The organism is Nocardia vulneris (assembly GCF_001613425.1).
Classification (GTDB): domain Bacteria; phylum Actinomycetota; class Actinomycetes; order Mycobacteriales; family Mycobacteriaceae; genus Nocardia; species Nocardia vulneris.
On the sequence record NZ_BDCI01000008.1, the window covers coordinates 97146 to 122499 of the forward strand.

At 67.7% G+C, this 25354-nt stretch carries 20 protein-coding genes; 18 read left to right on the forward strand and 2 right to left on the reverse strand.

Annotation, left to right across the window (positions count from 1 at the left end; all coding sequences use genetic code 11):
• Positions 1-14: 14 nt before the first annotated feature.
• A complete protein-coding gene (locus tag NVU01S_RS45220; RefSeq protein ID WP_043679449.1) occupies positions 15-2672 on the reverse strand; it encodes an N-acetylmuramoyl-L-alanine amidase in 2658 nt (885 codons plus the stop codon).
• 325 nt (positions 2673-2997) lie between these two features.
• On the opposite strand from NVU01S_RS45220, the gene NVU01S_RS11720 reads away from it, so the two are divergent.
• Complete coding sequence (locus NVU01S_RS11720; protein ID WP_244896307.1) at positions 2998-4296, forward strand: SpoIID/LytB domain-containing protein; 1299 nt, start codon at positions 2998-3000, stop codon at positions 4294-4296.
• A gap of 32 nt (positions 4297-4328) precedes the next feature.
• On the opposite strand, the gene NVU01S_RS11725 is transcribed toward NVU01S_RS11720, so the two are convergent.
• The gene (locus tag NVU01S_RS11725; RefSeq protein ID WP_043680639.1) at positions 4329-4829 is read right to left on the reverse strand and encodes a MarR family winged helix-turn-helix transcriptional regulator; all 501 of its coding nucleotides are present in this window, start codon (positions 4827-4829) and stop codon (positions 4329-4331) included.
• Between the two features lie 107 nt (positions 4830-4936).
• Between NVU01S_RS11725 and NVU01S_RS11730 the strand changes: the two genes are divergently transcribed.
• The 17 genes from NVU01S_RS11730 to NVU01S_RS11810 all read left to right on the forward strand — a co-directional run bounded on the left by NVU01S_RS11730 (position 4937) and on the right by NVU01S_RS11810 (position 25325).
• A complete protein-coding gene (locus tag NVU01S_RS11730; protein WP_052281305.1) occupies positions 4937-5866 on the forward strand; it encodes an EamA family transporter in 930 nt (309 codons plus the stop codon).
• A gap of 82 nt (positions 5867-5948) precedes the next feature.
• Positions 5949-6704 (forward strand): MerR family transcriptional regulator, encoded by a 756-nt coding sequence (locus NVU01S_RS11735; protein WP_043680636.1) that lies wholly within the window; start codon positions 5949-5951, stop codon positions 6702-6704.
• A gap of 80 nt (positions 6705-6784) precedes the next feature.
• On the forward strand, positions 6785-7357 hold the full coding sequence (locus NVU01S_RS11740) for a hypothetical protein (RefSeq protein ID WP_043680633.1): 573 nt from the start codon (positions 6785-6787) through the stop codon (positions 7355-7357).
• 82 nt (positions 7358-7439) lie between these two features.
• Positions 7440-8045 carry a hypothetical protein gene (locus tag NVU01S_RS11745; RefSeq protein ID WP_156161931.1) on the forward strand — a complete coding sequence of 202 codons (606 nt, stop codon included), beginning with the start codon at positions 7440-7442 and terminating at the stop codon, positions 8043-8045.
• Between the two features lie 276 nt (positions 8046-8321).
• Positions 8322-9548 (forward strand): UDP-galactopyranose mutase, encoded by a 1227-nt coding sequence (gene glf / locus NVU01S_RS11750; protein ID WP_043680626.1) that lies wholly within the window; start codon positions 8322-8324, stop codon positions 9546-9548.
• Entirely contained in the window at positions 9545-11485 is a 1941-nt protein-coding gene (locus NVU01S_RS11755) for a glycosyltransferase (RefSeq protein ID WP_043680623.1), read from the forward strand. The genes glf and NVU01S_RS11755 overlap by 4 nt, the downstream gene beginning before the upstream one ends.
• Positions 11486-11562: 77 nt before the next feature.
• Positions 11563-12108 (forward strand): phosphatase PAP2 family protein, encoded by a 546-nt coding sequence (locus tag NVU01S_RS11760; protein ID WP_175068888.1) that lies wholly within the window; start codon positions 11563-11565, stop codon positions 12106-12108.
• 79 nt (positions 12109-12187) lie between these two features.
• Positions 12188-13114: a decaprenyl-phosphate phosphoribosyltransferase gene (locus NVU01S_RS11765; RefSeq protein ID WP_014980967.1), complete on the forward strand. Its 927-nt coding sequence runs from the start codon at positions 12188-12190 to the stop codon at positions 13112-13114.
• Positions 13115-13118: 4 nt separating this feature from the next.
• Positions 13119-15077 carry an arabinofuranosyltransferase AftB family protein gene (locus NVU01S_RS11770; RefSeq protein ID WP_082032401.1) on the forward strand — a complete coding sequence of 653 codons (1959 nt, stop codon included), beginning with the start codon at positions 13119-13121 and terminating at the stop codon, positions 15075-15077.
• 238 nt (positions 15078-15315) lie between these two features.
• Entirely contained in the window at positions 15316-16413 is a 1098-nt protein-coding gene (locus tag NVU01S_RS11775) for an alpha/beta hydrolase (protein ID WP_156161930.1), read from the forward strand.
• Between the two features lie 302 nt (positions 16414-16715).
• Positions 16716-17777 (forward strand): alpha/beta hydrolase, encoded by a 1062-nt coding sequence (locus NVU01S_RS11780; RefSeq protein ID WP_052281304.1) that lies wholly within the window; start codon positions 16716-16718, stop codon positions 17775-17777.
• A 323-nt stretch (positions 17778-18100) separates the two neighbouring features.
• Complete coding sequence (locus NVU01S_RS11785; RefSeq protein ID WP_373864193.1) at positions 18101-19120, forward strand: alpha/beta hydrolase; 1020 nt, start codon at positions 18101-18103, stop codon at positions 19118-19120.
• Positions 19121-19448: 328 nt separating this feature from the next.
• Positions 19449-20483, forward strand: a complete 1035-nt coding sequence (locus NVU01S_RS11790) for an alpha/beta hydrolase (protein WP_373864194.1) — start codon at positions 19449-19451, stop codon at positions 20481-20483.
• Between the two features lie 219 nt (positions 20484-20702).
• Positions 20703-22496, forward strand: a complete 1794-nt coding sequence (locus NVU01S_RS11795; protein WP_052281307.1) for an alpha/beta hydrolase-fold protein — start codon at positions 20703-20705, stop codon at positions 22494-22496.
• A gap of 101 nt (positions 22497-22597) precedes the next feature.
• Positions 22598-23134 (forward strand): DUF732 domain-containing protein, encoded by a 537-nt coding sequence (locus tag NVU01S_RS11800; protein WP_043680607.1) that lies wholly within the window; start codon positions 22598-22600, stop codon positions 23132-23134.
• Complete coding sequence (locus NVU01S_RS11805; RefSeq protein WP_043680604.1) at positions 23131-24117, forward strand: cutinase family protein; 987 nt, start codon at positions 23131-23133, stop codon at positions 24115-24117. Before NVU01S_RS11800 ends, NVU01S_RS11805 begins: the two co-directional genes overlap by 4 nt.
• A 188-nt stretch (positions 24118-24305) precedes the next feature.
• Complete coding sequence (locus NVU01S_RS11810; protein WP_029894130.1) at positions 24306-25325, forward strand: LLM class F420-dependent oxidoreductase; 1020 nt, start codon at positions 24306-24308, stop codon at positions 25323-25325.
• Positions 25326-25354 lie beyond the last annotated feature (29 nt).

The following is a 25354-nucleotide window of genomic DNA, read 5'->3' on the forward strand; positions in this document are numbered from 1 at the left end:
TGCGTCGAGTCGTGTCAGCCTGCGGGGGCGGGCTCCGGCGGGAGGAAGTCGGCCGGGGACGGGAATTGCAGTCCCTCGGGGGCCGGAGCCTCGGCAGGTGCAGGTGCAGGTGCAGGTGCAGGTGCAGGTGCAGGTGCAGGTGCAGGTGCGGGGGCAGCGCCCTGTCCCGGAGCCTGGCGACCCGCCTCCTGCTGGTAGGTGTCGTTGAACGTCTTCCACACCGTGGTGACGATCCCGGTCGCCTGGTTCAGGATCAGCGAGCCGTGTTCGAAGTCCGAGCGCAGGCCGTTGGGCACGGTGTAGGCGTCACTCTGCGGGATGCCGAGAACGCCTGCGTCGCCGCCGAGTTGCAGGAAACGGTCGAGAATCTTGCCGAGCACCTCGATGACCTTGCCGTCCGGCCCGGCGTAGACGTAGCCGTTGGCGAACTTGGCGTACTGCCGTCCTTGCGCGGCGGTCATCGGCTCGGTTTGCGGCGCGCCGAGCGGCCCGTCCGCGCCACCCTTGGCGGCCCAGTGTTTGGCGATGGGGTTCTGGTCGACCATGGCGAGCAGCTTCTTGGTGAGCGCGGCCAGCGCGGCGAGGTCGGGTTTGTTGCGTGGCGCGGCCTGGGGTGCGGCCGGCGCCGCCTGGCTCTGCTCGGTGCCGGTCCCGTTGTTCGCGTAGCTGTCGGTGCTGTTCCCGCTGTCGGCGAGCCCGGCGCCACCCGCGACACTCGCGGCGATGCCCCGGATCCGATCCATCAGGTCGTAGGCGGCGTCGCCGGGGCACGAGGTGTTGCCGACGTCGCGATGGGCGAACACGATGGGCAGTTGCACCGCCTGACCCATGGCGTAGGAGGTGTATTCGGTGCCTTCGGAGTACATCGTGGTGTAGCCGGTCGGGTCGAGGTGCGCGATCTTCGAGCGCCAGCCGATGAAGTTGCCGATGGCATTGATCGCCGCCTCGCTCGGCGGCTCGGATTCGTGGTTGCCCATCAGCGCGACACCCGCGGTGTTCTCGTTGAACCCGCCCGCGTGCGCGCCCTGCACCGCGCGGGTGAGTCCGCCCGCGCGGCCCTCGAAGATCTGGCCGTACTTGTCGACCAGCGCGTTGTAGCCGATATCGCACCAGCCCAAAGTCTGTGCGTGATAGGTGTAGATCGCGCGGACGATGCCCGCGGATTCCTCGGGGGAGTAGTCGTTGCGACCCGCGGTGTGGTGCACGGTGATGCCGCCGAGGCCGTCACCGCCGGGGCCGTCGTCGTAGGTGGGTTCTTCGCAGCGGATGTTCTCGTCCGCACCCCAGCCGGCGCGGCTGATCACGGCGGGACCACCGCTGGGCAGCACCTCGGCGACCTTGTGCAGCGCACCGTCGATGGCGCCGCGGCCCGGATCGATGAGCACGGCGGTGAGGTCGAGCGCGGACATCTGCGCGGGATCATCCGAGCGCGCGGGCGTCACGGGGGCGACCGTGTCGTCCGGTGTCGTCGCCGCGGCGGGCTTACGGGTGACCAGCATCTGCACCGCGTTGGTGGTGCCGACGTAGAGCGGTTCGGTGCCGGTCTTGCCGCCGGGGGCGGTGCGATCGGTGCGGCGGGTGTCGACCTCTTCGGTGTCGAACCACGGACCCCAGCTGCCGTCGGCCTGGCGGGCCCGGATCAGCGCCTTGGTGTGCGCCAGATCCTTCGAGGTGAGGGCGACGACGCTGAACGGCGTGTCCCGCGACACCTCCTTCACCTGCGCACCGACCTGATCGGTCAGCTCGGGCGGGACGGCGCCGGGAGCCAGCGCGGGCGTGTCGGGCGTGGTGCCCGGCGGCAGATGGCTGGGATCGGCGATGAACTGCGTGCCCGCGGCCGCACCCGGTGCGGGGGCCGGAACCGGGCTCTGATCTGCGACGTCCGGTCCGGGCAGCGGCGTCTGTCCGGGAGTATCGGCCTGCGCGGGAGTTTGCGCGATCTGGCCTGGCGCTGAACTCTGTGCCGGAAGCGGTGTTTGCCCCGGAACTGTGGCCTGCGGCGCTGGTCCGGGGGCAGCGGCCTGCGCAGGAAGCGGTGTTTGGCCCGGCGCGGTGACTTGCGGTGTCTGTCCGGGAGCTGCGGCCTGCGCTGGAAGTGGTGTTTGTCCCGGTGCGGTGGCTTGCGGCACTGGCCCGGGCGCTGCGGCCGGTCCGGGAGGTGGTGTTTGCCCCGGGGTCGCGGCTTGCGCGGGAAGCGGAGTCCGGCCGGGCGTGGCGGCCTGTCCTGGGACCTGTGTCTGACCAGGTGTGGCGGCCTGTCCGGGGCGGGGAGCGGCGGGCTGGCCCGGGGCGGTCGCCTGTCCGGGAGCGGCGGGCCCGTTCAGCTTGGGTAGGGGGATCTCCTTGGGTAGCTGCACGCCCGGCGGCAGCGGTAGGCCCTCGGGGATTCGAATGGACGCGGGCAAGGGCAGCATCCGCAGGTCGGACAGGCGCAGGTCGGGCAGGTCCAGTCCGGTCAGTTCGCGCAGCGGCAACACGATATCGGGCGCCGAATTCAGCACCACCTCGGCGAGTTGCGCCGGTACCGCCGCGAGTTCGGTGTCGGTGGTCTGCCGATATTCGGACGAGTCGCTCATCGTGAGCACCGCGAGCGGGGCCGCTACCGCAAGGGTGGTGACAACCGGGAGGACGTAGGAACGTTTCGGTTTGCGGTACGGCACGAGCTTCTCCATTCAGGTCGAACCAGTGATCGTGTCGAACAGGGTTGCTTCCTGATGTATCAACGATCACAATAGTCACAACTGTCACATATCTAAACCTCTTGTTGAGGATTATGTGATTGCTCGAATGTAGCTCTCGGATTGTGGCCGGATGGAACGACATGCCGACAGGTATCGAATCCGCCCGGCCCTGGAAAACCGTGGGAGTGAACGGATGCGACGCGAAACGGCACAGCGCACGGGGGGAGCACAAACGCGGGTGAAATTCGCGCGTAGCCCGCGAGGTGGCTTCGTCCGGCGACGACCGGGCTTGTCACCTGCGATAACCCTGCGCAGAGTGCTCGTGACAGGGGTGGCGGGCACGGCTGCCGCCACACTGCTGCTGCTCTGGTCCGCGCCGGGGGAGTTGCCGTATCGCACGGTGGCCGGGCCCGGTCACGGCCGTGGCATGAGCCAGCTCGGCGCGCTGGCGAACGCCCAGGAGGGCTGGACGGCCGAACGCATCCTCGACTACTACTACCCGGGCGCGAAGCTCGGCACCATTGCGGCAACCACCGTCGGCATCCGGCTCACCGCCCAGGACGACTCCACGCTCGACGCCTTCTCGGGCGCCGGTCTGCGCGTCGCCGGGCAACTCGTCGAGCCGGGGCAGGCCGCGCACCTCACATTGCTGCCGGGTGGCGGTGCGAACGTCGTGGTGACCGTCGGCTGTGATGGCGAAGTGCTGTGGCAGGCCGCGACCGAGGATCCGTGGATCCATCCCGTCGATCCCGGCCCGAATCGTCCTGCCGCCGAACATCTCACGCTGTGCGGCGGCTCGGCCTACCGAGGTGCGCTCGGTTTGGCGGAGGAGAACGGGGCGGCGCGCACGGTCAACCGGGTCGATGTGGAGGACTACCTGCTCGGGGTCGTCCCGGCCGAGGTGCAGGCCAACTGGGCGGACAAGGGCGCGAACGAGGCACTGCGCGCGCAGGCGATCGCGGCGCGCTCGTATGTGCTTGCGGAGCACCGTTATCCGTACGCGCAGAGCTGTGACACCACCGACTGCCAGGTGTATCCCGGTACGGACAAAGAGGATCCGCGCGCGGCCGCCGCGATCGCCACGACGGCGGGCACGGTCATGGTGCGGGACGGGCGAATTCTGCGGTCGGAGTACTCCTCCGCGCCCGGCGGTGGCGAACCCGCCGACATCTACACCTTCGAGGTCGGGCCCGCGCTGACCGATCTCGCACCGAATGTGGTTGCGCCGCCGATAGATCCACGCACGCAGACGGCCGTCGGGGAATCGGCGATCGATGTCGAGTACCGGCGGATCGGCGGTGCGGCGAGCGCGGTGGGCACACCACTCGGCCCGGAGATGGTCCTGCCCGAGAACGCGGGCACCTACCGCATGTTCACCAACGGCGTCATCATCTCGACCGAGACGCTCGGCGCGCAGGTCGTCGACTTCACCACGCTGCTGCAGCTGGTGCCGGATCCGGTCGCGCACGAATCCGCGCCGACCGGCGGCATCCCGCCCACGGCGTCCGCGACCTGGCCGGGCAGCACCGCCGCGCCGACCACCGCATCGACGCCGACCCCGCGGCCGACGCCGGGTCTGCCGCTGCCGGCCACCCCCGCGGACGGGGGTCGCTGACCAGCGCTACCGCGAGTGTTGTTGCGCGGCCATCACTCCGGGACGCCGTCGCCGAGTGCCTCGGTGAGCGTGCGGAGCAGTCCCGCGAGTTGCTCGCGCGCGTCCGCGTCCAGCGCGGCGAGCATGCGCTGCTCGTTCGCCATGTGCTGGGGCAATAGCTCATCGATCGTCCGGCGGCCCGCCGGGGTGAGCCGGACTCGGATCACCCTGCGGTCCTCCGGGCACGGGATGCGTTCCACCCAGCCCTTGGTGGCCAGGCGGTCGATCCGATTGGTGATCGCGCCCGAGGTCACCATCGCCACCTTGAGCAGCGCGCCCGCGGTGAGTCCTTCTTCGCTGCCGGAGCGGCGCAGCGTGGCGAGTACGTCGAACTCCCAGAACTCCATGTCGAAGCCGCCGAAGAAGCGCTTCAGCTCGTGCTCGAAGAGCCGCGACAGCCGCTGAACCCGGCCGATCACGGCCATCGGCGAGACATCGACCTCGGGTCGTTCCCGGTTCCAGTGCTGGGTGAACAGGTCTACCGCGTCCGCCATAGTGACTCCTCTCACCTTCAAGAATCTTAATGTTAAACAACTTGACGTTGAGATACCTGTACGAGTAGATATTTCAACGTTGAGATTATCAATGAGGAGCGAACGACATGACCATAAGCCCAACCCCGCGCACCGGCACCTCGTACGCGGGCACCCTGGCGCTGACCGCCCTCACCCCCATCGTCTGGGGTTCCACCTACGCCGTCACCACCGAATTCCTGCCGCCGGACCGCCCGCTGTTCACCGCGCTCATGCGGGCGCTGCCCGCCGGACTGGTGCTGCTCGCCTTCGCTCGAATGCTGCCCCGCGGCATCTGGATCGGCCGGGCCGTCGCCCTCGGCATCCTCAATATCGGCGCGTTCTTCCCGCTGCTGTTCCTGGCTGCGTACCGGCTGCCCGGCGGTGTGGCCGGCGTCCTCGGCGCGGTCGCACCGATGTTCGCCCTCGCCTTCGCGACCGTAGTGCTCGCGGAAAAGCCCAACGGGCGCAAGGTGATTGCCGGTGTGATCGGCGTCTTCGGCGTCGCGCTCGTGGTCTTGAAGGCCAACGCGCAGCTGGACACCGTCGGCGTCATCGCCGGACTGGCCGGAGCCGCGTCCATGGCGGCGGGCACCGTGTTCACCCAGCGCTGGGGGCGGCCCGAGGGGGTCGGCCCGCTGGTGCTGACCGGCTGGCAACTGACCGCCGGTGGCCTGTTCATCCTGCCGCTGGCCGTGCTCATCGAGGGCGCGCCGCCCGCACTCGACGGGCGTGCCATCGGTGGCTACCTGTACCTCGCCGTGATCGGCACCGCCGTGGCCTACTGGCTCTGGGTGCGCGGCATCTCCAAGGTGCCCGCCACCTCGGTCGCCTTCCTCGGGCTGCTGAGCCCGGTGTCGGCCGCGGTGATCGGGTGGATCGCGTTGGGTCAGGCGCTCGGCCCGCTGCAGGTGGCGGGGCTGGTCATCGCGCTGGCCGCGACCGTGTACGGCCAGCTCGCCGGACGCCCCGCGGCGGTCGTCCCGGCTCCGGCCCCCGCGCTGGTCGAGACCCGCTGAACGCGCCGAGTAAACAGGGTTGACCTTGACGTAACGTCAACTTGCATGCTGGATACACCGACGAGAAAGAAGGGAGAAGGTCGTGCACACCGAATGGTCCATCCAGGATCTGGCCAAGGCGGCCGGTACCACCAGCCGCACGCTGCGCCACTACGGCCAGCTCGGGCTGTTGCCGCCGAGCCGGATCGGCACCAACGGTTATCGCTTCTACGACCAGGACTCCCTGGTGCGGTTGCAACGCATCCTGCTGCTGCGTGAACTCGGCTTGGGCCTGCCGGTCATCGCCGAAGTACTTGCGGGCGAACAGGACACCGGTGCCGCACTGCGCACGCACCTGGAACTGCTCCGGCAGGAACAGGATCGGATCCGGCGCCAGATCGAGTCGGTGCAAACAACGCTGCACAAGACGGAAAGAGGTGAACAACTCATGGCAGCAGAGGTTTTCGACGGCTTCGACCACACGCAGTACAAGGACGAGGTGATCGAACGCTGGGGTAGGGAGGCCTACGACAGCGGTGACAAATGGTGGCGCGGGCTCACTGCGGAGCAGAAGCAGGCGCACATGCAGGCGGCCAAGGACATCGCCGCGGATTACGGCAGGGCACACGCTGCCGGGCTCACCCCCGACAGCCCCGAGGCCCAGGCGATCACCGCCCGCCACCGCGCCTGGATCGGCGACGGCTGGCAGGGCCGGGCCGTGGTGAAGGAGGCCTTCATCGGACTCGGCGAGATGTATGTCGCGGATCCGCGCTTCGGCGCGAACTACGACGTGCACGGCGCGGGGACGGCGGAGTTCGTCCGTGACGCCATGCGGGTCTACGCGGAGACACAGCTGTAGCTCGAGCTCTACCGACGGCCGGTGCGCGTAATGATGCGTGCCGGCCGTTTTCGGTGCGGTCGACCGAAAGGGGGCCAGACATGGCAGAGGCCGAGCCGCGCACCGCGGAACCCGGTGGCGTGGTCGCGACCGTCGCAGGGGTGCTCGCGATCTGTGCCGCCCTGTTCGAACTGTGGGGCGAGCGGGCGGTGTTGAACGCCCTGCGTCATCAGCCACCGCATATCGACAAATCGCTCGCCGCATTCTCGATCGTGGGTGCGTTGCTCGCCGCGGTCGGCCTCGGCTACGGCGCTGTCCTGCTGTTGCGCCGCAACGAGACGGGTCGTTATCTCCTGATCGTCACCTCGGGCGTGCTGACCGTGACAGCCCTTGCCGCCCTGGTGGTTTCGCTCACCGGATACCAGCCCGACTACGGCATCGATTGGATTCCGGAGGAAGGCCGGGTGCTCGAAACCGTCAACGGCTTGTTCGGCGGGCTCATCGGCAGCTTGACCGCGCTGCTGCACCGCGACTGGCTGGCGGCTCTCGCCTCCGCGGTCTTCCCGCTCGCCGTGTTCATCCTGGCTTCGTCCCGCTATACCGCCCGCTGGCTCGAGTTCACCCCGGCCCGCCGTCACGCCGAGCGAACGAGCTACGCCACTCTCGACGTCTGATCCGTGCCGCGCCCCCCGTAACCAGGGCTCGATCGACAGCCCTGTTCCCGGTAGGGTTCCCGCGTATCACGAGGGGGGTTCGATGAACGATCCACATGGCCGGCCCGGCAATCACTTTCCGCCACCGCCACCGCCACCGCGTCCGCCTTCCGAGGTGCTGGCCGGCCTGACCGCGTGCGTCGGTGGTGTGGGTGTCTGCGGCGGTTCGCTCCTCGGCGTCCACCTGTTGCGGACGGTAGACAGGATCAAGGAACCGAAAGTCGGCGACCGCGAGTTCCTGAAGACCTACGACGCCTGGAAACTCACCGCGGACGTCCATTTCGGGCTGGAAATCCTGCTGGTCGTTTCGGCGTTCATGGCCGGGATCCTCGCGCTCGGCGGCCTGTTGTACCTCGGCGGCAAACCGCTCGGCCGCCCGATGCTGCTCATCGGGGGTACCTGGACCTTCGTCGGCGGCCTGGTCTGTGCGGTCTACGGCAACGAGCGCGGCTTGGCCATCGACGCGGAAACCTCCTTCCTGGCGCTCGTCTGCGGCGCGACCGTCGCCCTGACCGCGACGGTCCTCGCGCTCGCCGCGCCGCCGACCGCCCCGGTCCCCACTCCTCACCTCGCCCCGCAACCCTTCCCTGCGCCCCCTCCGTACCCGAATCCCCAAGGCGGGCACCCCCCGCAGCCGATCCGCCCCTGATCGAGGACGGGTACGGACGATCCATGATCGCCGCGCTACTTCTGTCGTCCCGCGCGCGTGTCATTCGAACGACACCCGCGCGGCGTGCCGAAACGTGCGCGGCAACGGGCGATCGATCAGTCAATCGGCGGCGTCTTACCGGTGGCGTCACGAGCGGCGAATTCCGGGCGAAATTCGGATGGCGCGGACATGCGAGCAGGCCGGGACAGGGGCCGGTTCCGTGCTCCTCGTGACTCCACCCGGAGCCCGCGCGGACTTCGGATACTCTGGGCTCCCGTGACCGTCGCATCGTCCCCGGGTACCTCCGCCAACTCCGCACAGTACGACCTGATCGTCGTCGGCTCCGGCTTCTTCGGCCTGACCGTCGCCGAACGCGCCGCCTCGGTGCTCGGCAAACGCGTTCTAGTGCTCGACCGTCGCTACCACATGGGCGGTAATGCCTATTCGGAACCGGATCCGGATACCGGCATCGAAATCCACAAGTACGGCGCGCACCTGTTCCACACCTCCAACAAGCGTGTGTGGGACTACGTCACCCAGTTCACCGAGTTCACCGGCTACCAGCACCGGGTCTTCGCGATGCACAAGGGCCAGGCTTTCCAGTTCCCGATGGGTCTGGGCCTGATCTCGCAGTTCTTCGGCCGCTACTTCACGCCGGAGGAGGCGCGCAAGCTCATCGCCGAGCAGTCCTCGGAGATCGAGACCAAGGACGCGCAGAACCTGGAGGAGAAGGCGATCTCGCTGATCGGGCGCCCGCTGTACGAGGCGTTCATCCGCGACTACACCGCCAAGCAGTGGCAGACCGACCCGAAGGAACTGCCCGCGGGCAACATCACCCGGCTGCCGGTGCGCTACACCTTCGACAACCGCTACTTCAACGACACCTATGAGGGCCTGCCCAAAGAGGGCTACACGAAGTGGCTGGAGAACATGGCCGCCTCGGAGCTCATCGAGGTGCGGGTGAACACCGATTGGTTCGAGGTGCGCGCGGAACTGCGCGCGGCGAACCCGGACGCGCCGGTCGTCTACACCGGCCCGCTGGATCGCTACTTCGACTACCAGGAGGGCGAACTCGGCTGGCGCACCATCGATTTCGAGACCGAGGTGCTCGAGACCGGTGACTACCAGGGCACCTCGGTGATGAACTACAACGACGCGGACGTGCCGTTCACCCGGATCATCGAGCCGCGCCACTTCCACCCGGAGCGCGACTACCCGAACGACAAGACGGTGATCATGCGCGAGTTCTCCCGCTTCGCGCAGACCGGCGACGAGCCGTACTACCCGATCAACACGCCGGAGGACCGCGCCAAGCTGGCTGCCTACCGCGCGCTCGCGAAGAAGGAAACCGCAACGGAGAAGGTCCTTTTCGGCGGCCGCCTGGGCACCTACCAGTACCTGGACATGCATATGGCGATCGGTAGCGCGCTGAGCATGTTCGACAATGTGCTGCGGCCGCACCTGGAGACCGGCGCCCCGCTGACCGCTGAAAGTGCAGAATGACCTCCCAATCCCTTTTGGACGATATGGCCACCGAGACCCGCGCGAAGTCGCTGCTGCAACGGATCATCCTGCCCCGGCCGGGTGAGCCGCTGGACGTGCGCACCCTGTACGTCGAGGAAGCCGCGACCAACGCCCGGCGCGCGCACGCCGCCACCCGGACCTCGCTGTCCATCGGCGCGGAGTCCGAGGTGTCGTTCTGCACCTACTTCAACGCGCTGCCCGCCAGTTACTGGCGGCGCTGGAGCGTCCTGTCCGCGGTGGTGCTGCGGCTGGAGCTGGCCGGGCACGGCCGGGTCGACGTGTACCGCTCGAAGGCGGACGGCTCGCGAATCCACGTGCAGGGCAAGGAGTTCGCGGTCGCGCCCGGTGCCGAATCGGTGTCCGTGGAGTTCGAGACCGATCTCGGTCCGTTCGAGGACGGCGGCTGGATCTGGTTCGACATCACCTCCGACACCGCGGTCACCCTGCTGGCCGGCGGCTGGTACGCGCCGATCGAGGCGCCCGGCGCGGGCACCATCGCGTGCGGCATGCCGACCTTCAACCGGCCGACGGACCTGGTGAAAACGCTGGGCGCGCTCGGCTCCGACCCGCTGGTGCTCGAGCAGGTCGCCGCGGTGATCGTGGCCGACCAGGGCAACCGCAAGGTGGTCGACGAACCCGGTTTCGACGAGGCGGCCGCCGTGCTCGGGGACCGTCTGGTGATCCGCGACCAGCCGAACCTCGGCGGCTCCGGCGGGTACAGCCGGGTGATGTACGAGGCGCTGCAGACCACCGACGCCGAGTACATCGTCTACATGGACGACGACATCGAGATCGAGCCCGATTCGATCCTGCGCGCGCTGGCCTTCGCCCGGTTCGCCAAGTCGCCGATGCTGGTCGGCGGTCAGATGCTGAACCTGCAGGAGCGTTCGCACCTGCACAGCATGGGCGAGGTGGTGGACCGCGGCATCTTCATGTGGACCTCGGCGCCCAACGTCGAATACGACCACGACTTCGCCAAGTACCCGCTCAAGGATCGCGACAACTCCAAGCTGCTGCATCGGCGCATCGACGTCGATTTCAACGGCTGGTGGACCTGCGTGATCCCGCGGCAGGTCGCCGAGCAGATCGGGCAGCCGCTGCCGCTGTTCCTGAAGTGGGACGACGTCGAATACGGTCTGCGCGCGCGCGACCACGGCTACCCGACGGTCACCCTGCCCGGTGCCGCGGTCTGGCATATGGCGTGGAGCGACAAGGACGACGCCATCGACTGGCAGGCGTACTTCCACCTGCGCAATCGCCTGGTCGTCGCCTCGCTGCACCTGCCGGGCAACGGCCAGGCGATGGTGGTCAACACGATCAAGGCGACCCTGAAACACCTGCTCTGCCTGGAGTATTCGACGGTGGCTATCCAGAACCTGGCCATCCGCGATTTCCTCGCCGGGCCGGAGCGGCTGTTCCAGTTGCTGCCGAGCGCGCTCGGCGCGGTGCACGCGCTGCGCAAGCAGTACCCGGACGCGGTGATCCTGCCCTCGTCCACCGAGCTGCCGCTGGCCAGCCACCTCGAGGTGGGCGCGGTCGCCGAACCGGCCAACCCGATCGCCAAGGTGGTCCGGCTGGCCAAGGGCGTACTGCACAACCTGCGTCCGGCGCATGCCCAGCATCACGAGACCCCGCAGCTGAACGTCCCGACACTGGACGCGCGGTGGTTCTTGCTGTCGCAGGTCGACGGGGTTACCGTCACCACCGCCGACGGACGTGGCGTGGTCTACCGCAAGCGTGACCCGCGCCAGGCCCTCGGCCTGTTCAAAGAAGCGATGCGCCTGCGCAAGGAACTGGCCGCGCGCTTCCCCGAGATGCAGCAGCGCTACCGCGCCGCGCATCCGCAGCTGACCAGCACCGCGGCCTGGGAGAACGCCTTCGGCCTCGGTGCGCAGACGAAGGGCGAGAAGTCTTGAGTTCGGGTACAGCCGACAACACGGCGGTGAGTCAGCCGCTGCAGAGTTCGAACGGGCACGGCGGACCGGTCTCTGCGGTGCCGTCGAGCCCGCAGGTCCCGGCCGAGGTGAAGATTCTCAACGCGGTGCAGGCCACGATCGCCACCCCCGAGGTGATCAAGGCCGCGCGCGGGATGTCGCACTTCGGTGAGCACGCGCTCGGCTGGGTCGGCATCGCGGCCGCGGGCTGGGTCGTGGACAAGCCGCGGCGCAGGCAGTGGGCCGGGGTCGCGGTAGGCGCCGTCGGCGCGCACGCGGCCTCGATCGTGATCAAGCGGGTGGTCCGCCGCCCGCGGCCGAACGATCCGTCGGTGCAGGTCAACGTGTCGACGCCGAGCAAACTGAGCTTCCCGTCCTCGCATGCCACCTCGACCACCGCGGCGGCCGTGTTGCTCGGCAGATTGACCGGGCTACCCTTGCCTGCGGTGCTCGTGCCGCCGATGCTGCTCTCCCGGGTTGTCCTCGGGGTGCACTATCCCTCCGATGTGCTCGCCGGTTCCGCACTCGGTGCCGCGTCCGCCGCCGTTGTGCTTGCCGCCGAAAAGAGACTCGATGACCGCACAAGAAAGAGCACTGGTAGGTGACCATGAGGGAGCGCAGCGAGCGAATCATGACACAGCGCGCGTCGCGCATGACGAAGCCGAGCGTCAGCGAGGTGGCGTCATGAGTGAAGAGCCAACCGGAGCCGACCTAGCGGAAGCGGTCGTCAAGGGTCCGCCGAAGACGTTGGCCGGTGGGCTGTTCAAGGCGATCCGGCCGCGGCAGTGGGTCAAGAACGTCCTGGTGCTCGCGGCCCCGCTGGCCGCGGGTACGGCGAACGAGATCGATGTGCTCGCGCATGTCGGCATCGCGTTCGTGGTGTTCTGCATGGCGGCCTCGGGCATCTACCTGGTCAACGACGCGCTCGATGTGGAAGCCGACCGGGCGCATCCGACCAAGCGGTTCCGGCCGATCGCGGCCGGCGTGGTCCCGGTCAACCTCGCCTACGCGCTGTCGCTGGTGCTGCTCGTCGGCTCGATCGCCGGATCGTTCCTCGCCTCTTGGCATCTCGCCGTGGTGATGGCGGTCTACATCGGCATCCAGCTGGCCTACTGCTTCGGCCTCAAGCACCAGGCGGTGCTGGACATCTGCATCGTGTCCTCGGGCTTCCTGCTGCGCGCGGTCGCCGGCGGCGCGGCCGCGAATATCGATCTGTCGCAATGGTTCTTGCTGGTCATGGCGTTCGGCTCGCTGTTCATGGCGGCCGGTAAGCGCTACGCCGAACTGCAGATCGCGTTGGCCACGGGTGCCAAGATCCGCCGGTCGCTGGAGTACTACACGCCGACCTACCTGCGATTCGTCTGGACCCTCGCGGCGACCGCCGTCGTGGTGTTCTACGGTCTGTGGGCCTTCCAACAGGACAGCCTGAAAGACACCAATTGGTACGCAATCTCTATGATTCCGTTTACCATCGCAATTCTGCGTTACGCGGTCGACGTCGATGGTGGCCAGGCCGGTGAACCTGAAGAGATCGCGCTGGGGGACCGCGTCCTCCAGCTCCTCGCAATCGCCTTGATCGGAGCGGTAGGTGTCGCTGTCTATCTCACCTGACGAGATGTTGGTAGCGGGAGTGCAGCGTTCGGAGAACGCGAACGACGGGCCGGCTGCGCAGCCGGCCCGCTCGGCGTCGCGGTTCGCCCGGCTATCCCGAGCCACGTTCGTCGGTGGGATCGTGCTCACCGTCGTCCTTTTCGCCGTCGGCGGCTGGCAGCGTCGCTGGATCGCCGACGACGGACTCATCGTGCTGCGCACGGTACGCAATCTGCTGGCAGGCAACGGCCCCGTCTTCAACATGGACGAGCGGGTCGAGACCAACACCAGCACCGCGTGGACCTACATCGTCTGGTTCTTCAGCTGGCTCACGCAGGCCAGGCTCGAATACGTCGTGCTCGGTGTGGCTTTGACGCTCTCGCTCGCGGCGATGGTGTTCGCCATGCTCGGCACCGGCCGTCTGTGGGGCGGTACGAAGTCGGGGCTGCTGCTGCCCGCGGGCGCGCTCGTCTACATCGCGGTGCCGCCCGCGCGCGACTACGTCACCTCGGGCCTGGAGAGCTGCCTGGTCATCTGCTGGCTCGGCCTGCTGTGGTGGCAACTGGTGCGCTGGAGTCAGGCCGAGCGGGTGCGCCTGCCCGGGCTCTTCGGCCTGGTGTTCCTCGCCGGACTCGCGCCGCTGATCCGGCCCGAGATGGCCGTGGTCGGCGGCCTGGCGCTGCTGATGATCTTTTTCGCCCCGATGCCCGAGTCGAAGCTGCGCCCGATCGTGTTGCGCGCCTTGATCATCGCCGCCGCGGGCGTACTGCCGCTGGGTTACCAGATCTGGCGGATGGGCTATTACGGACTGCCCTACCCGAACACCGCGGTGGCCAAGGATGCTGGTGGCGCCAAGTGGGGGCAGGGCTTCACCTACCTCTGGGACCTGGTCGGCCCGTACTACCTGTGGGTGCCGCTGCTGGTGCTGCTCGCCGCCGGTGTCGTGGCGGCGCGCTCCCGTCCCGCGGCCGCGCCCGCCGGGCGGCACGCCACTCCCGACGAACCGAAGCGCCGCAGCGTGCGCCGGGTGCGCGAGTGGCTGCGTTCGCCTGCCGCCGTGGTGACCCTGGTGCTGTTCAGCGGATTCGTCCTCACCGTGTACGCGCTGCGCGTCGGCGGTGACTTCATGCACGGCCGAATGCTGTTGGCGCAGTTGTTCTTGCTGCTGCTGCCGGTCGCGGTGGTGCCGGTCCGGCTGCCGCAGGGCGGCCTGCGCGCGGCGACCGTGGCCGACTGGTCCTTCGTCGTGGTGCTGTTCGCGCTGCTCGGCACCGCGGGCTGGGCACTGTTCGCGGCCAACACCACGGCCATCAAGACCGGCACCAAGATCAGCTCGTCCGGCATCGTGGACGAACGGGTCTACTACGTGCTCAACACCGGGCACGATCACCCGATCCTGGCCGAGGACTACCTCGACTACCCGCGCATCCGGCCGATGGTCAACGGCATCGCCGACACCCCGAACGGCGGCCTGCTGCTGAACTCGCCGTCGTTCATGTTCTGGTACATCGCGCCGCCGCCGCAGCCGATCCCCGCGGGCGGCGCCGGGCACACGGTCTACTTCCTGAACCTGGGCATGACCAGCATGAACGTGCCGCTGAACGTGCGCGTCATCGACCAGATGGGCCTGGCGTATCCGCTTGCCGCGCATACCGAACGGCTCGTCGACGGCCGGATCGGGCACGACAAGAACCTGTATTCGGACTGGGTGGTCGTGGACACCGGCATGGTCGACCGGCACCCGTGGATGCCCTGGTACATGGACGAGAAGTGGGTGACCCAGGCGCGCACCGCGATGTCCTGCCCGGACACCCAGGCGCTGCTCATCTCCTCCCGGGAACCGCTCACCTTCGAGCGCTTCCGGCACAACCTGAAGAACGCGCTGCGCTTCGCCGAGTACCGGATCGATCGCGTGCCGAAGTACGAGATCGAGCGCTGTGGTCTGGTCGATCCGTTCCCCAGGCCGCCGCAGCCGCCGCGCTGACGCAATTCCGCCACGGTGGCACATTGCGGCCACCCCGCGCGTACCCACTGGGCCCACCTTTCACAGGGGGCCCAGTGGTCGCATTGGCGGGGCCCTACAACGTGGCGTCCACCGCTTAGTCTCGTTTCGATAACGCCCCCGCAACGATGAAGCGCTACGCTGCGAAAGTACGCCCGTCATGACGTCAACTTGTTGTGGGCATCGGCGGGTCATCGTGAGACACGGCCGATGCCGTTGCATGAACGAGAGGTCGAAACTGATGCGAGGCGTGTTCGGGCGTCTGAATACTCGAAGAGCCGGATCGTGGCTGAAGCGTTCGGTGCTGGTGTCGATGGCGATTCTGCTCCCGCTCGGGGTGTCGGTGGCAGGGCCCGCCGGAACCGCGTCGGCCGCCTTCAATCCGGACGGCTTCGATTTCTGGGTCGACTCCGAGATGGGGCCGATCAAGAGCCGGGTCTTCCGCGCCGCCGACGGCAACACCGGGCGCGTGGTCTACGCGCTCGACGGTATGCGGGCGCGCCCCGACCTGAGTGGTTGGGAAGTCGATACCGAGGTCGTGCGCGAGCTGACCAAATGGAACATGAACGTCGTCATGCCGGTCGGCGGGCCGTCGAGCTTCTACGCCGACTGGAACGGGCCGAGCAACTTCTTCGGCCTCGGCAGCGCGGGTTCCTCCTCCACCGGTTCGGCCAACTCGGGTTCGGGTAACTCCGGCTCCGGTCTGCTCTCCGGTTCCGCGGGGATGGGCAAGTCGAACACCTACAAGTGGGAGACCTTCCTCACCCAGAACCTGCGCAACGCGCTGCGTGACCGGCTCGGCTTCAACCCGAACAACAACGCGGTCTTCGGGCTGTCCATGGGCGGCAGTGCCGCGCTCACCCTGGCGGCCTACCACCCGGACCAGTTCCGTTACGCCGGTTCGTATTCCGGCTACCTGAACATCTCGGCGCCGGGTATGCGCGAGGCGCTGCGGGTGGCCATGCTGGACGCGGGCGGCTTCAACATCGACGCGATGGCGCCGCCGTGGGGCCCGCAGTGGCTGCGGATGGATCCGTTCGTGTTCGCGCCGCGGTTGAAGGCCAACAACACCCGGCTGTGGATCTCCGCGGGCAGCGGCCTGCCCAGCGGTGCCGACGGGCTGAGCTTCAACACCCTCAACGCGATGGGACTCGAGGCGCTCGCGCTCGCCAACACCCGTGCGTTCCAGGTCCGGATGCTCACACTGGGCGCCGACAACGCCACCTACGACTTCCCGGCCGTCGGTGTGCACAACTGGACCTACTGGGCCGATGAGGTTTACCGGATGATTCCGGACATGTCCGCCAATATCGGATGATCTTCCGATAGGTCGCTTCGACGCGAACCGCCCGGTGCACCCGCACCGGGCGGTTTCTTTGTGCAGGGCGGTCGTCCAACGCTTGTTTGGTAACGAATGAGAAGGGTACGGGTGCGAAAGTTGTGGCTTGGGTCACTTTCCAGCAACATAGAAGCATCCAGTACCGATTGATACACGGAGAACATGTGCTGAGGTCGATTCGTCCGATTTGTTCGGACGAGGGCTCTTGGTGTCCGATACGGGGGTCGGTGTAGATTGCCGGATATTTGCTACCCCGGCTGCCTGAACGAAAGGTCGAGTTGATGCGATTTGCCCGCTGGAGACGTGGCCCCGGAAAACCGGGCGCGACCGGTGCCTGGGTCAAGCGATCCGCACTGGGGGTAGCTACGGCACTGCTGGTGCCCTTCGGCCTGGCGGCAGCCGGCACCGGCGCCACCGCGTCGGCGGCGTTCAACCCCGCGGCCTTCGACTTCTGGGTCGACTCGGGCATGGGCCCGATCAAGACCCGCATCATCCCGGCCCGTGACGGCAACACCAACCGGGTCGCCTACGTGCTCGACGGCATGCGGGCGCCGGAGAACCTGAACGGCTGGGAGATCGAGACCAACGTTCCCCAGCAGCTGGCGGACTGGAACATCAACGTCGTCATGCCGGTCGGCGGCATGTCCAGCTTCTACGCCGACTGGAACGCGCCGAGCGAGCTGCTCGGCATCCCGGCCGGCAGCGGCTCGTCCTCCGGCTCCGGCGCGCTGAACATCCTGGCCGCGGGGCCCGGTAAGAGCTACCGGTACCAGTGGGAGACCTTCCTGACCCGCGACCTGCGCAACGCGCTGCGCGACCGGCTCGGCTTCAACCCGAACCGCAACGGGGTGTTCGGGCTGTCCATGGGCGGCAGTGCCGCGCTCACCCTGGCCGCGTACCACCCGGACCAGTTCAGCTTCGCGGGTTCGTACTCGGGTTACCTGAACATCTCCGCGCCCGGTATGCGCGAGGCGATCCGCATCGCGATGCTCGACGCAGGCGGCTACAACGTCGACTCCATGGCACCGCCGTGGGGCCCGCAGTGGCTGCGGATGGACCCGTTCGTGTTCGCGCCCAACCTCGTCCGCAACGGCACCAGGCTGTGGATCGCGGCGGCGAGCGGCCTGCCCACGGCGCAGGACGGACCGAGCTTCAACACCTTGAACGGTATGGGCCTGGAGGCGCTGGCACTGGCAAACACGCGCGCCTTCGAGGTCCGGATGGCCACCCTGGGTGGCGGCAATGCCGTCTACTCCTACCCGGCGTTCGGTATCCACGCGTGGAACAACTGGATCGACGAGGCCAATCGCATGATCCCGGACATGTCCGCCAACATCGGCTGACACACTCGACCCGACGGACCGCCCGGCGCTACGCAGCGCCGGGCGGTCCGTCGTTTACGTACTTGTTGTCTGAATGGTCGCTGACGAAAGAATGCTGCGCGTAGCAAACAGTGTGGCCGTTGTCCTTTCGCTTCGTCGGCAAATATCTGGCTTTGTCACGATCTGGCATCGCGGCGCGTTTTCGAAACCGCATTCCACACATAACTGCATATAGAAGAGCGATAAAATCGAGAGCTTCGGGTGGAAGTCTTCGGTCCAGAAGTGTCGATCTCTGTGCACAACAGTTGCGGTCAATGGCGAGCGCGCGGTGAAAGGTCGGATCGATGCGAGCAGGTGGAGTGCGCGGGATGGTTGCCGGACGTGCTGCGCGAGCGGATCGGCGCTGGCTGCGGCGGGGGCTGCTCGGCCTCGCCGTGGCGCTGGCCCTGCCGTTCGGCGCGGCGCTCGGCGGTCTCGCCCCGGCCGCGCGGGCCGGTTTCGACCCCGCGGGCTTCGACTTCTGGGTCGACTCCAGCATGGGCCCGATCAAATCCCGGATCTTCCGTGCCGCCGACGGCAACACCCGCCGGGTCGTCTATGCGCTGGACGGACTGCGCGCCCGCAACGATCTGAGCGGCTGGGAAATCGACACCGACATCTCGCGGGTGCTGCCGAGCTGGAACATCAACGTCGTGATGCCGGTGGGCGGGCAGTCCAGCTTCTATTCGGACTGGGTCGCGCCGAGCAATACCAACGGGCAGCAGCAGCCCTACGCGTGGGAGCGCTTCCTGTCGCACAATCTGCGCTGGGCGTTGCGCGACCGACTGGGTTTCCAACCGCACGGCAACGGGGTGTTCGGCCTGTCCATGGGCGGCAGTGCCGCGCTCGCGCTGGCCGCTTATCATCCCGACCAGTTTCGTTATGCCGCTTCCTATTCCGGTTATCTGAACATTTCCGCGCCCGCCATGAAAGAGGGCTTGCGCCTGGCCATGCTCGACGCGGGCGGCTTCAACATCGACGCCATGTGGGGTCCGCCCTGGGATTCGCGCTGGTTGCGCAACGATCCGTTCATGTTCGCGCCGCTGTTGCGTGCCAACGGAACTCGGCTCTGGATCGCCACCGGCAATGGCGTCAACGGACCCCGGGACGTGATCAACTCGCCGATCGACGTCTACCACCTCGGTAATGCGATGGCTTTGGAAACGATCGCACTGGCGAACACTCGCGCCTTTGAAGCGCGGCTTAACAGTCTCGGCCCGAGCAACGCAAACTTCGTCTACACACCGGTGGGTGTGCACAGCTGGAACTACTGGCAGGACCAGGTGTTCCAGATGCTGCCCGACCTGAGCGCGAATTTGGGGTGAGCTGACACTTCCGGCCATCAGGTGAAAATTTGGTGCTCCGGCACGACAATCACCGCGCTGACGCGATAGGGTCACCGCACCATCACAGATTGCGTACGGGCGGATTTCGGCCACCTGGTTGCCTCGGCCTTGCTAAGGCTTCGGGCGTCGAATATCGTCCAGCGAGCGCAAGTGTGACCAGATCGTTGTAGCGCGGTCGGCTGTGCCGGAAAGTCGGGGTCCGGTGTGGCGCGGCGTGCGTCTCGTTGGCAGCACTGGTGTGGTTGCGCCCTCCCCGGGTCGCGGACCGCACCACAACAGGCAGAAAAGCAGAAAGAGAGCAGGATTCATGCGTTTCGGCAGGGCGGCCGCGCCGATGAGAACCAAGTCGGGCCGGCGCGGCGCACCTCGTAGTTGGCGCCAACGAATTCTGGCTGTCGGTGCCGCCGCGCTGGCGCTACCGATCGCCGCCGGTGTGGCGGCCCCGATCGCCACCGCGGCACCGGCGCAGGCACCGGTATTGCGTTCCCCCGCAGGCGGCTTCGAAGATCTGATGGTCCCGTCCAGCATGGGCCCGATCAAGGTCCAGGTGCAGTGGGCCTCGCGCGGCGGCAACGCGGCGCTCTACCTGCTCGACGGACTCCGCGCTCGCGACGACCGCAACGCCTGGTCGTTCGAGACGAACGCGCTGCAGCAGTTCGCGAACGACAACATCACCCTGGTCATGCCGGTCGGCGGCCAGTCCAGCTTCTACACGGACTGGTACGCGCCGAGCAACACCAACGGCCAGAAGACCACCTACAAGTGGGAAACCTTCCTGACCAAGGAGCTTCCCGCCTTCCTCGAGGGCTATGGCGTCTCGCGCACCAACAACGCGGTGGCCGGCCTCTCGATGGGCGGCAGTGGCGCCCTGGCGCTGGCTGCGTACCACCGCGATCAGTTCAAGTTCGCCGCCTCCTACTCGGGCTACCTGAACATCTCCGCGCCCGGCATGCGTGAGGCGATCCGCATCGCGATGCTCGACGCGGGCAAGTTCAACGTCGACTCGATGGCCGCCCCGTGGAGCCCCGCGTGGCTGCGGATGGACCCGTTCGTGTTCGCGCCGCAGCTCAAGGGCCTGCCGATGTACATCTCGGCGGCCAGCGGCCTGCCGGGCCAGTACGACAACCCGAACTCGGCGGTCGGCGTGTTCAACACCGGTAACGCGATGGCGCTCGAGGCGCTCTCGCTGGTGAACACCCGTGCGTTCCAGGCTCGCCTGGCGTCGCTCGGCATCCCGGCCCGGTTCGACTTCCCGGCCACCGGCACGCACTCCTGGAAGTACTGGGAGGGCCAGCTCTTCGCCTCCCGCAACCAGATCCTGGACGCCACCGGCGCCTGGTGACCTGCTGACCGACGGCTCGGGCCGCACCCTTCTCGGGTGCGGCCCGAGTTGCTTTTCGGGACAGGTGGTTTCGCGTGGTCCTGCGCGTGTCTCCCGGAAACCTGGCCGTTACGGGGGTAGAAAGCTCTTGTGGCAGGGATTCGGCGCGGCAGATGGGGGCGACGCGAGCGTCGCGGCAGTCGTCCGGCGCGCGGGCGGTCGGTGCTGTTCGCCACCGCCATGGTCATCCCGCTCGCCGCAGGCATCGCGCCGGCGGCCGCCCAACCTGTCCCTGAGCCCGCACCCGCGGTGGATCCCGGCGCGGGAGCGACCGTGCAGAAGGTGATCTGGCTGACCGACCGCCGGGTCGCGCTGTGGATCAATTCACCCTCGATGGCGGCCCCGATCCAGGTGCAACTGCTGCTCGCCCGAGACTGGGCCACCCGTCCCGACGCCCGGTTCCCGGTGCTGTATCTGCTCGACGGTCTGCGCGCCACCGACGACGAGAGCGGCTGGACCAAGGACGCGGGCGCCGTCGATTTCTTCGCGGACAAGAACGTCACCGTCGTGCTGCCGATCGGCGGGCAGTCCAGTTTCTACTCGGACTGGTTGCAGCCCAACAACGGCAAGACCTACAAGTGGGAAACCTTCCTGACCAAGGAATTGCCGCCGCTGCTCGAGGGGCAGTGGCGGGCCACGGATGTCCGTGGCATGGAAGGACTTTCGATGGGCGGCACGGCGGCCATGTTCCTGGCCGCCCGCAACCCCGGCTTCGTCAAATACGCGGCCTCCTACTCCGGCTTCCTCACCACGACCACCATCGGCATGCCGCAGGCCATCCAGTTCGCCATGCGCGACGCGGGCGGCTACGACGTCGGCGCCATGTGGGGCCCGGCGGGCGGCCCGGAGTGGGCCGCGCACGACCCGTACACCCAGGCCGAGAAGCTGAAGGGCGTCTCGCTGTACGTGTCCAGCGGCAGCGGGGCCACCGGCCCGTTCGACCAGGCGTCGGCCATCCCCGGTGTGAGCACCAACTACGCGGGCATGGGGCTGGAGATCCTGTCCCGGCTCACCTCGCAGAACTTCGTCACCAAGCTGGGCAGGCTGGCCATTCCCGCACAGGTGAACTACCGCCCGTCCGGCACGCATTCGTGGCCCTACTGGGATTTCGAGATGCGCCAGTCCTGGGCGCAGGCCGCCAACGCGCTCGGTGTGGACGCGGGCAAGGGTCCGTGCAGTGTCGGTGGCTCGATCGCGCCGGTGGCCGCGGCGAACGCCTGGCTCGGCGAATGCCAGTCCCCGGAGTATCCGGTGGCCGGCGGTGTGGCCCAGGACTTCCGGTCCGGCCGGGTCTATTACACGCAGGCCGACGGCGCACATCCGGTCGGCGGCATGATCGGCGGCGGTTACCAGGCCGCGCAGGGCCCGGCCGGGCCGCTCGGGTTGCCGACCGGTGACGAGCGCGGGTTGCCCGACGGCCGCGGCCGCATGCAGTCGTTCCAGCACGGCGCCCTGTATTGGACTCCGCAGACCGGCGCCCAGGTGGTGCGCGGCGCGATCCTCGACGAGTGGGGCAGGCAGGGTTACGAGGGCGGCCCGGCGGGCTACCCGATCGCGCCCGAGGTCAAGACGCCGAACCGGGACGGTGCGGTGCAGGCGTTCGAGCACGGCCCGTTCTACTACAACGCCAAGACCGGGGTGCACCGGGTGCAGGGCTTGATCTTGGACAAGTTCGCCCAAATGGGTTACGAGAACAGCTGGCTCGGCTTCCCCGCCACCGAGGAGCAGCCGCTGAAGGATCTCGGCCGGTACAGCCGTTTCGAGGGCGGCAATATCTACTGGAGCCCGCTGTCGGGCGCCTGGGCGGTGAAGAACGGCCCGCTCATGGATGCCTGGCAGGTACTCGGCTATGAGAACGGCAAACTCGGGTATCCGATCAGCGACGAGTTCCCCGTTCCGGGTGGTGTGCAGCAGAACTTCCAAGCCGGCTACATCGTCGTGAAGGACGGCAAGCCCGAGGTGCACGGCCTTTAGTACGGACCGGTCTGTTTCTTGACCGGCCGCGCTCCAGGCCGACTTTCCTTTAGCCTGGTGGGCGACCTCCCCCGTTTGCGAACAGATCGAGGACAGAATTCATGCAGAGGACCCGTGGCAAGGTATTCGGCGTTGTCGTGGCGATCGCCGCGACCGGCTTGCTCGCCGCCTGTGGTGGCAACGATTCCACCGCGTCGAGCACGCCGACGCTGACCCGCACCACGGCGGCAACGCAGCCGCCCGCCTCGTCCACCCCCGGCGACGCCGCCCCGGCCCCGGCGCCTGCTCCGGCCCCGGCTCCGGCGCCCGAATCCGAGCAGGCGCCGGCTCCCGCACCGGAACGGCCGGAGCCGATCGAGTCCGCGCCGCCCGCGGACACCTCGAAGCTCACCGACAAGGACAAGAAGTACCTCGACGCGCTGAAGCAGCAGGGGGTCACGCCGTCCACCCCCGATATCGCGCTCAGCGTCGCGGGCTACGTCTGCCAGGGCATCGCCTCCGGTGCGTCCGATCAAGACCTGATGACCTTCGTGACCGCGATGGCCGGCTCCGACCCGTCCTTCGATCCGGCGAAGATGCCGGTGGAGAAGGCCGGGCAGATCTACGTCAGCGCCGCTAAGCAGACGTACTGCCAGTGAGCCCGCGCCGCGGAACGACGTCCCGCCGGTCCCGGCCGGCGGGATGCCTGCTGCTGCTCGCGATCCCGGTGCTGATCATCATCGTGGTGCTGCTGCTGTGGTACCTGCTCGCCGGACCGCTGCGCCAGCCCAAGCCAGGGCCCAAGCCGCCGGAGGAGCCCACCTCCCAGCCCGCGGACTGCCCGGACGTGCAGATGATCTCGGTGCCCGGCACCTGGGAGTCGAACAGCAACGACGATCCGCACAACCCGACGGCGAACCCGAACTCGTTGATGCTCAACATCTCCGGACCGGTGGCGCAGCAGTTCCCCAAGGAGCGGCTCGACGTCTACACCGTCCCCTATGTCGCGCAGTTCTCCAATCCGATCGCGATTCCCCCGGACGGGCAGCAGTCGTACAACAACAGCCGGACCGAGGGCACGCAGAACATGGTCAAGGCCATGCAGGAGCGGGCGAGCAGGTGTCCGCTGACCAACTACGTGATCGCCGGCTTCTCCCAGGGCGCGGTCATCGCGGGCGACGTCACCAGTCAGATCGCCGCGGGCAAGGGCCCGGTCCCGGCGAAGCGGATCCTCGGCGTGACACTGATCTCGGACGGTCGCCGCACCGGCGACACCGGTCCCGGTCAAGCGGTGCAGATCGGTGCGGTGCCCGCCGGCGTGGGCGCCGAGGTGGCCTTGAAAGGTCTCAATGTGCCCGGGATCACGATGACCGGTCCGCGTCCGGGTGGCTTCGGCGAACTGGCCGAGCGGACCTTCACCATCTGTGCGCAGGGCGACCTGATCTGTGACGCGCCGCGAGAGGCCTTGAGTCCGTGGAACATCATGGGCAGCGTCGGCGCACTGGTGCGCGCGGCGGGCAATCCGGTGCACGCGCTGTACAACGGATTCGTCGTCGACGACAACGGCACCACCTCCACCCAGTGGACCGCGAACTGGGCGAACGGCCTTATCGAGTCGGCCCCGCATCCGCCGCACTCGTGAGATCTCACAGGCCGTACTCCGGTGCGTGCCCAGTACACCCAGTGGTGCCGGAGCAAGCGCGCGTCCGGCTGGACACGACGCTGTAAAGTGCGCTGGTGATCGCGACGCGGGTAACCCGTACCGAGTGTCGGGTATGACCGCCCCGCACTGTCGCGCCCGGATTTCCTTACAGCCAGGAGCATGAGTTCATGACAGAAGCCGCCGCCCCGGCCGGTGAGTTGACCGCGCTGGGTACGCCGCTGCGCAGCTTCCGCTTCGCGGCAGCTGGTGAGGGAAACAAGCAAGAAGGTGGCGCCCGCAAGTTCATCCAGACGGCGCAGCAGGCCGAGGAGTACGGCTTCGACAGTTTCGTCGTGCCCGACCACCTCGGCGACCAGATCGGCCCGATCGCCGCGCTCGGCGCGCTGACTCAGGCCACCGAGCGGATCCGGCTCGGAACCTCGGTGCTGGCCAACGGCTTCCGCAACCCGGTGGTGCTGGCCAAGGATCTGGCCACCATCGACGTGCTGTCTAAGGGCAGGCTCGAGGTCGGTCTCGGCGCGGGCTGGAAGCAGGACGAGTTCGCCGCCGCGGGCATCCCCTACGAGACGCCCGGCGTCCGCCTGGAGAAGCTGGACGAGGCGCTGACCATTCTCGACGTGCTGCTGCGCGGTCAGGAGTGCACCTTCGAGGGCAAGCACTACCAGGTGCACGGCGTCAAGGGCACGCCGCGCCCGCGGCAGGGTCCGCGCCCGCCGATCTGCACCGGCGGCGGCGGTCCGAAGATGTTGCGCCTGGCCGCCAAGCACGCCGACATCATCTCCGTCGTCCCGGTCACCACCAAGCACGGTAAAGGCCTCTTGTCGGGCATCACCATGGCCAAGACGATCGAGAAGGTGAACCTGATCCGCGAGGCCGCGGGCGATCGGTTCGCCGATATCGAGCTGAACTGGGCCATCACCGCGATCGTCATCACCGACGATCGCGAGAAGACCGCTGAGATGGCGCTTTCCGCGATCGATCGGGGCCTGCACCCGGATCTCGAGGTGGACGTGAAGCTTTCGGTCGAGGAGATCCTCGAGTCGCCCTACGTCGCCATCGGAACGTTCGAGGAAATCGCCGAGCAGATCCGGCGTGTGCGCCAACTCACCTCGATGTCGTATGTCGGGGTATTTCCCACCCAGATGGACGCATTCGCCCCCGTTATTCCCCTGCTGCGAGACGAGTGACCGGGCCTTCTCTGTAACATAACCCTGGT

Coding starts and splice junctions, on each gene's coding strand:
- NVU01S_RS45220 (WP_043679449.1), bottom strand. CDS start 2,672: ATGGAGAAGCTCGTGCCGTACCGCAAACCGAAACGTTCCTACGTCCTC.
- NVU01S_RS11725 (WP_043680639.1), bottom strand. CDS start 4,829: ATGGCGGACGCGGTAGACCTGTTCACCCAGCACTGGAACCGGGAACGA.
- NVU01S_RS11730 (WP_052281305.1), top strand. CDS start 4,937: ATGACCATAAGCCCAACCCCGCGCACCGGCACCTCGTACGCGGGCACC.
- NVU01S_RS11740 (WP_043680633.1), top strand. CDS start 6,785: ATGGCAGAGGCCGAGCCGCGCACCGCGGAACCCGGTGGCGTGGTCGCG.
- NVU01S_RS11745 (WP_156161931.1), top strand. CDS start 7,440: ATGAACGATCCACATGGCCGGCCCGGCAATCACTTTCCGCCACCGCCA.
- NVU01S_RS11755 (WP_043680623.1), top strand. CDS start 9,545: ATGACCTCCCAATCCCTTTTGGACGATATGGCCACCGAGACCCGCGCG.
- NVU01S_RS11765 (WP_014980967.1), top strand. CDS start 12,188: ATGAGTGAAGAGCCAACCGGAGCCGACCTAGCGGAAGCGGTCGTCAAG.
- NVU01S_RS11770 (WP_082032401.1), top strand. CDS start 13,119: ATGTTGGTAGCGGGAGTGCAGCGTTCGGAGAACGCGAACGACGGGCCG.
- NVU01S_RS11775 (WP_156161930.1), top strand. CDS start 15,316: ATGAACGAGAGGTCGAAACTGATGCGAGGCGTGTTCGGGCGTCTGAAT.
- NVU01S_RS11780 (WP_052281304.1), top strand. CDS start 16,716: ATGCGATTTGCCCGCTGGAGACGTGGCCCCGGAAAACCGGGCGCGACC.
- NVU01S_RS11785 (WP_373864193.1), top strand. CDS start 18,101: ATGCGAGCAGGTGGAGTGCGCGGGATGGTTGCCGGACGTGCTGCGCGA.
- NVU01S_RS11790 (WP_373864194.1), top strand. CDS start 19,449: ATGCGTTTCGGCAGGGCGGCCGCGCCGATGAGAACCAAGTCGGGCCGG.
- NVU01S_RS11795 (WP_052281307.1), top strand. CDS start 20,703: ATGGTCATCCCGCTCGCCGCAGGCATCGCGCCGGCGGCCGCCCAACCT.
- NVU01S_RS11800 (WP_043680607.1), top strand. CDS start 22,598: ATGCAGAGGACCCGTGGCAAGGTATTCGGCGTTGTCGTGGCGATCGCC.
- NVU01S_RS11810 (WP_029894130.1), top strand. CDS start 24,306: ATGACAGAAGCCGCCGCCCCGGCCGGTGAGTTGACCGCGCTGGGTACG.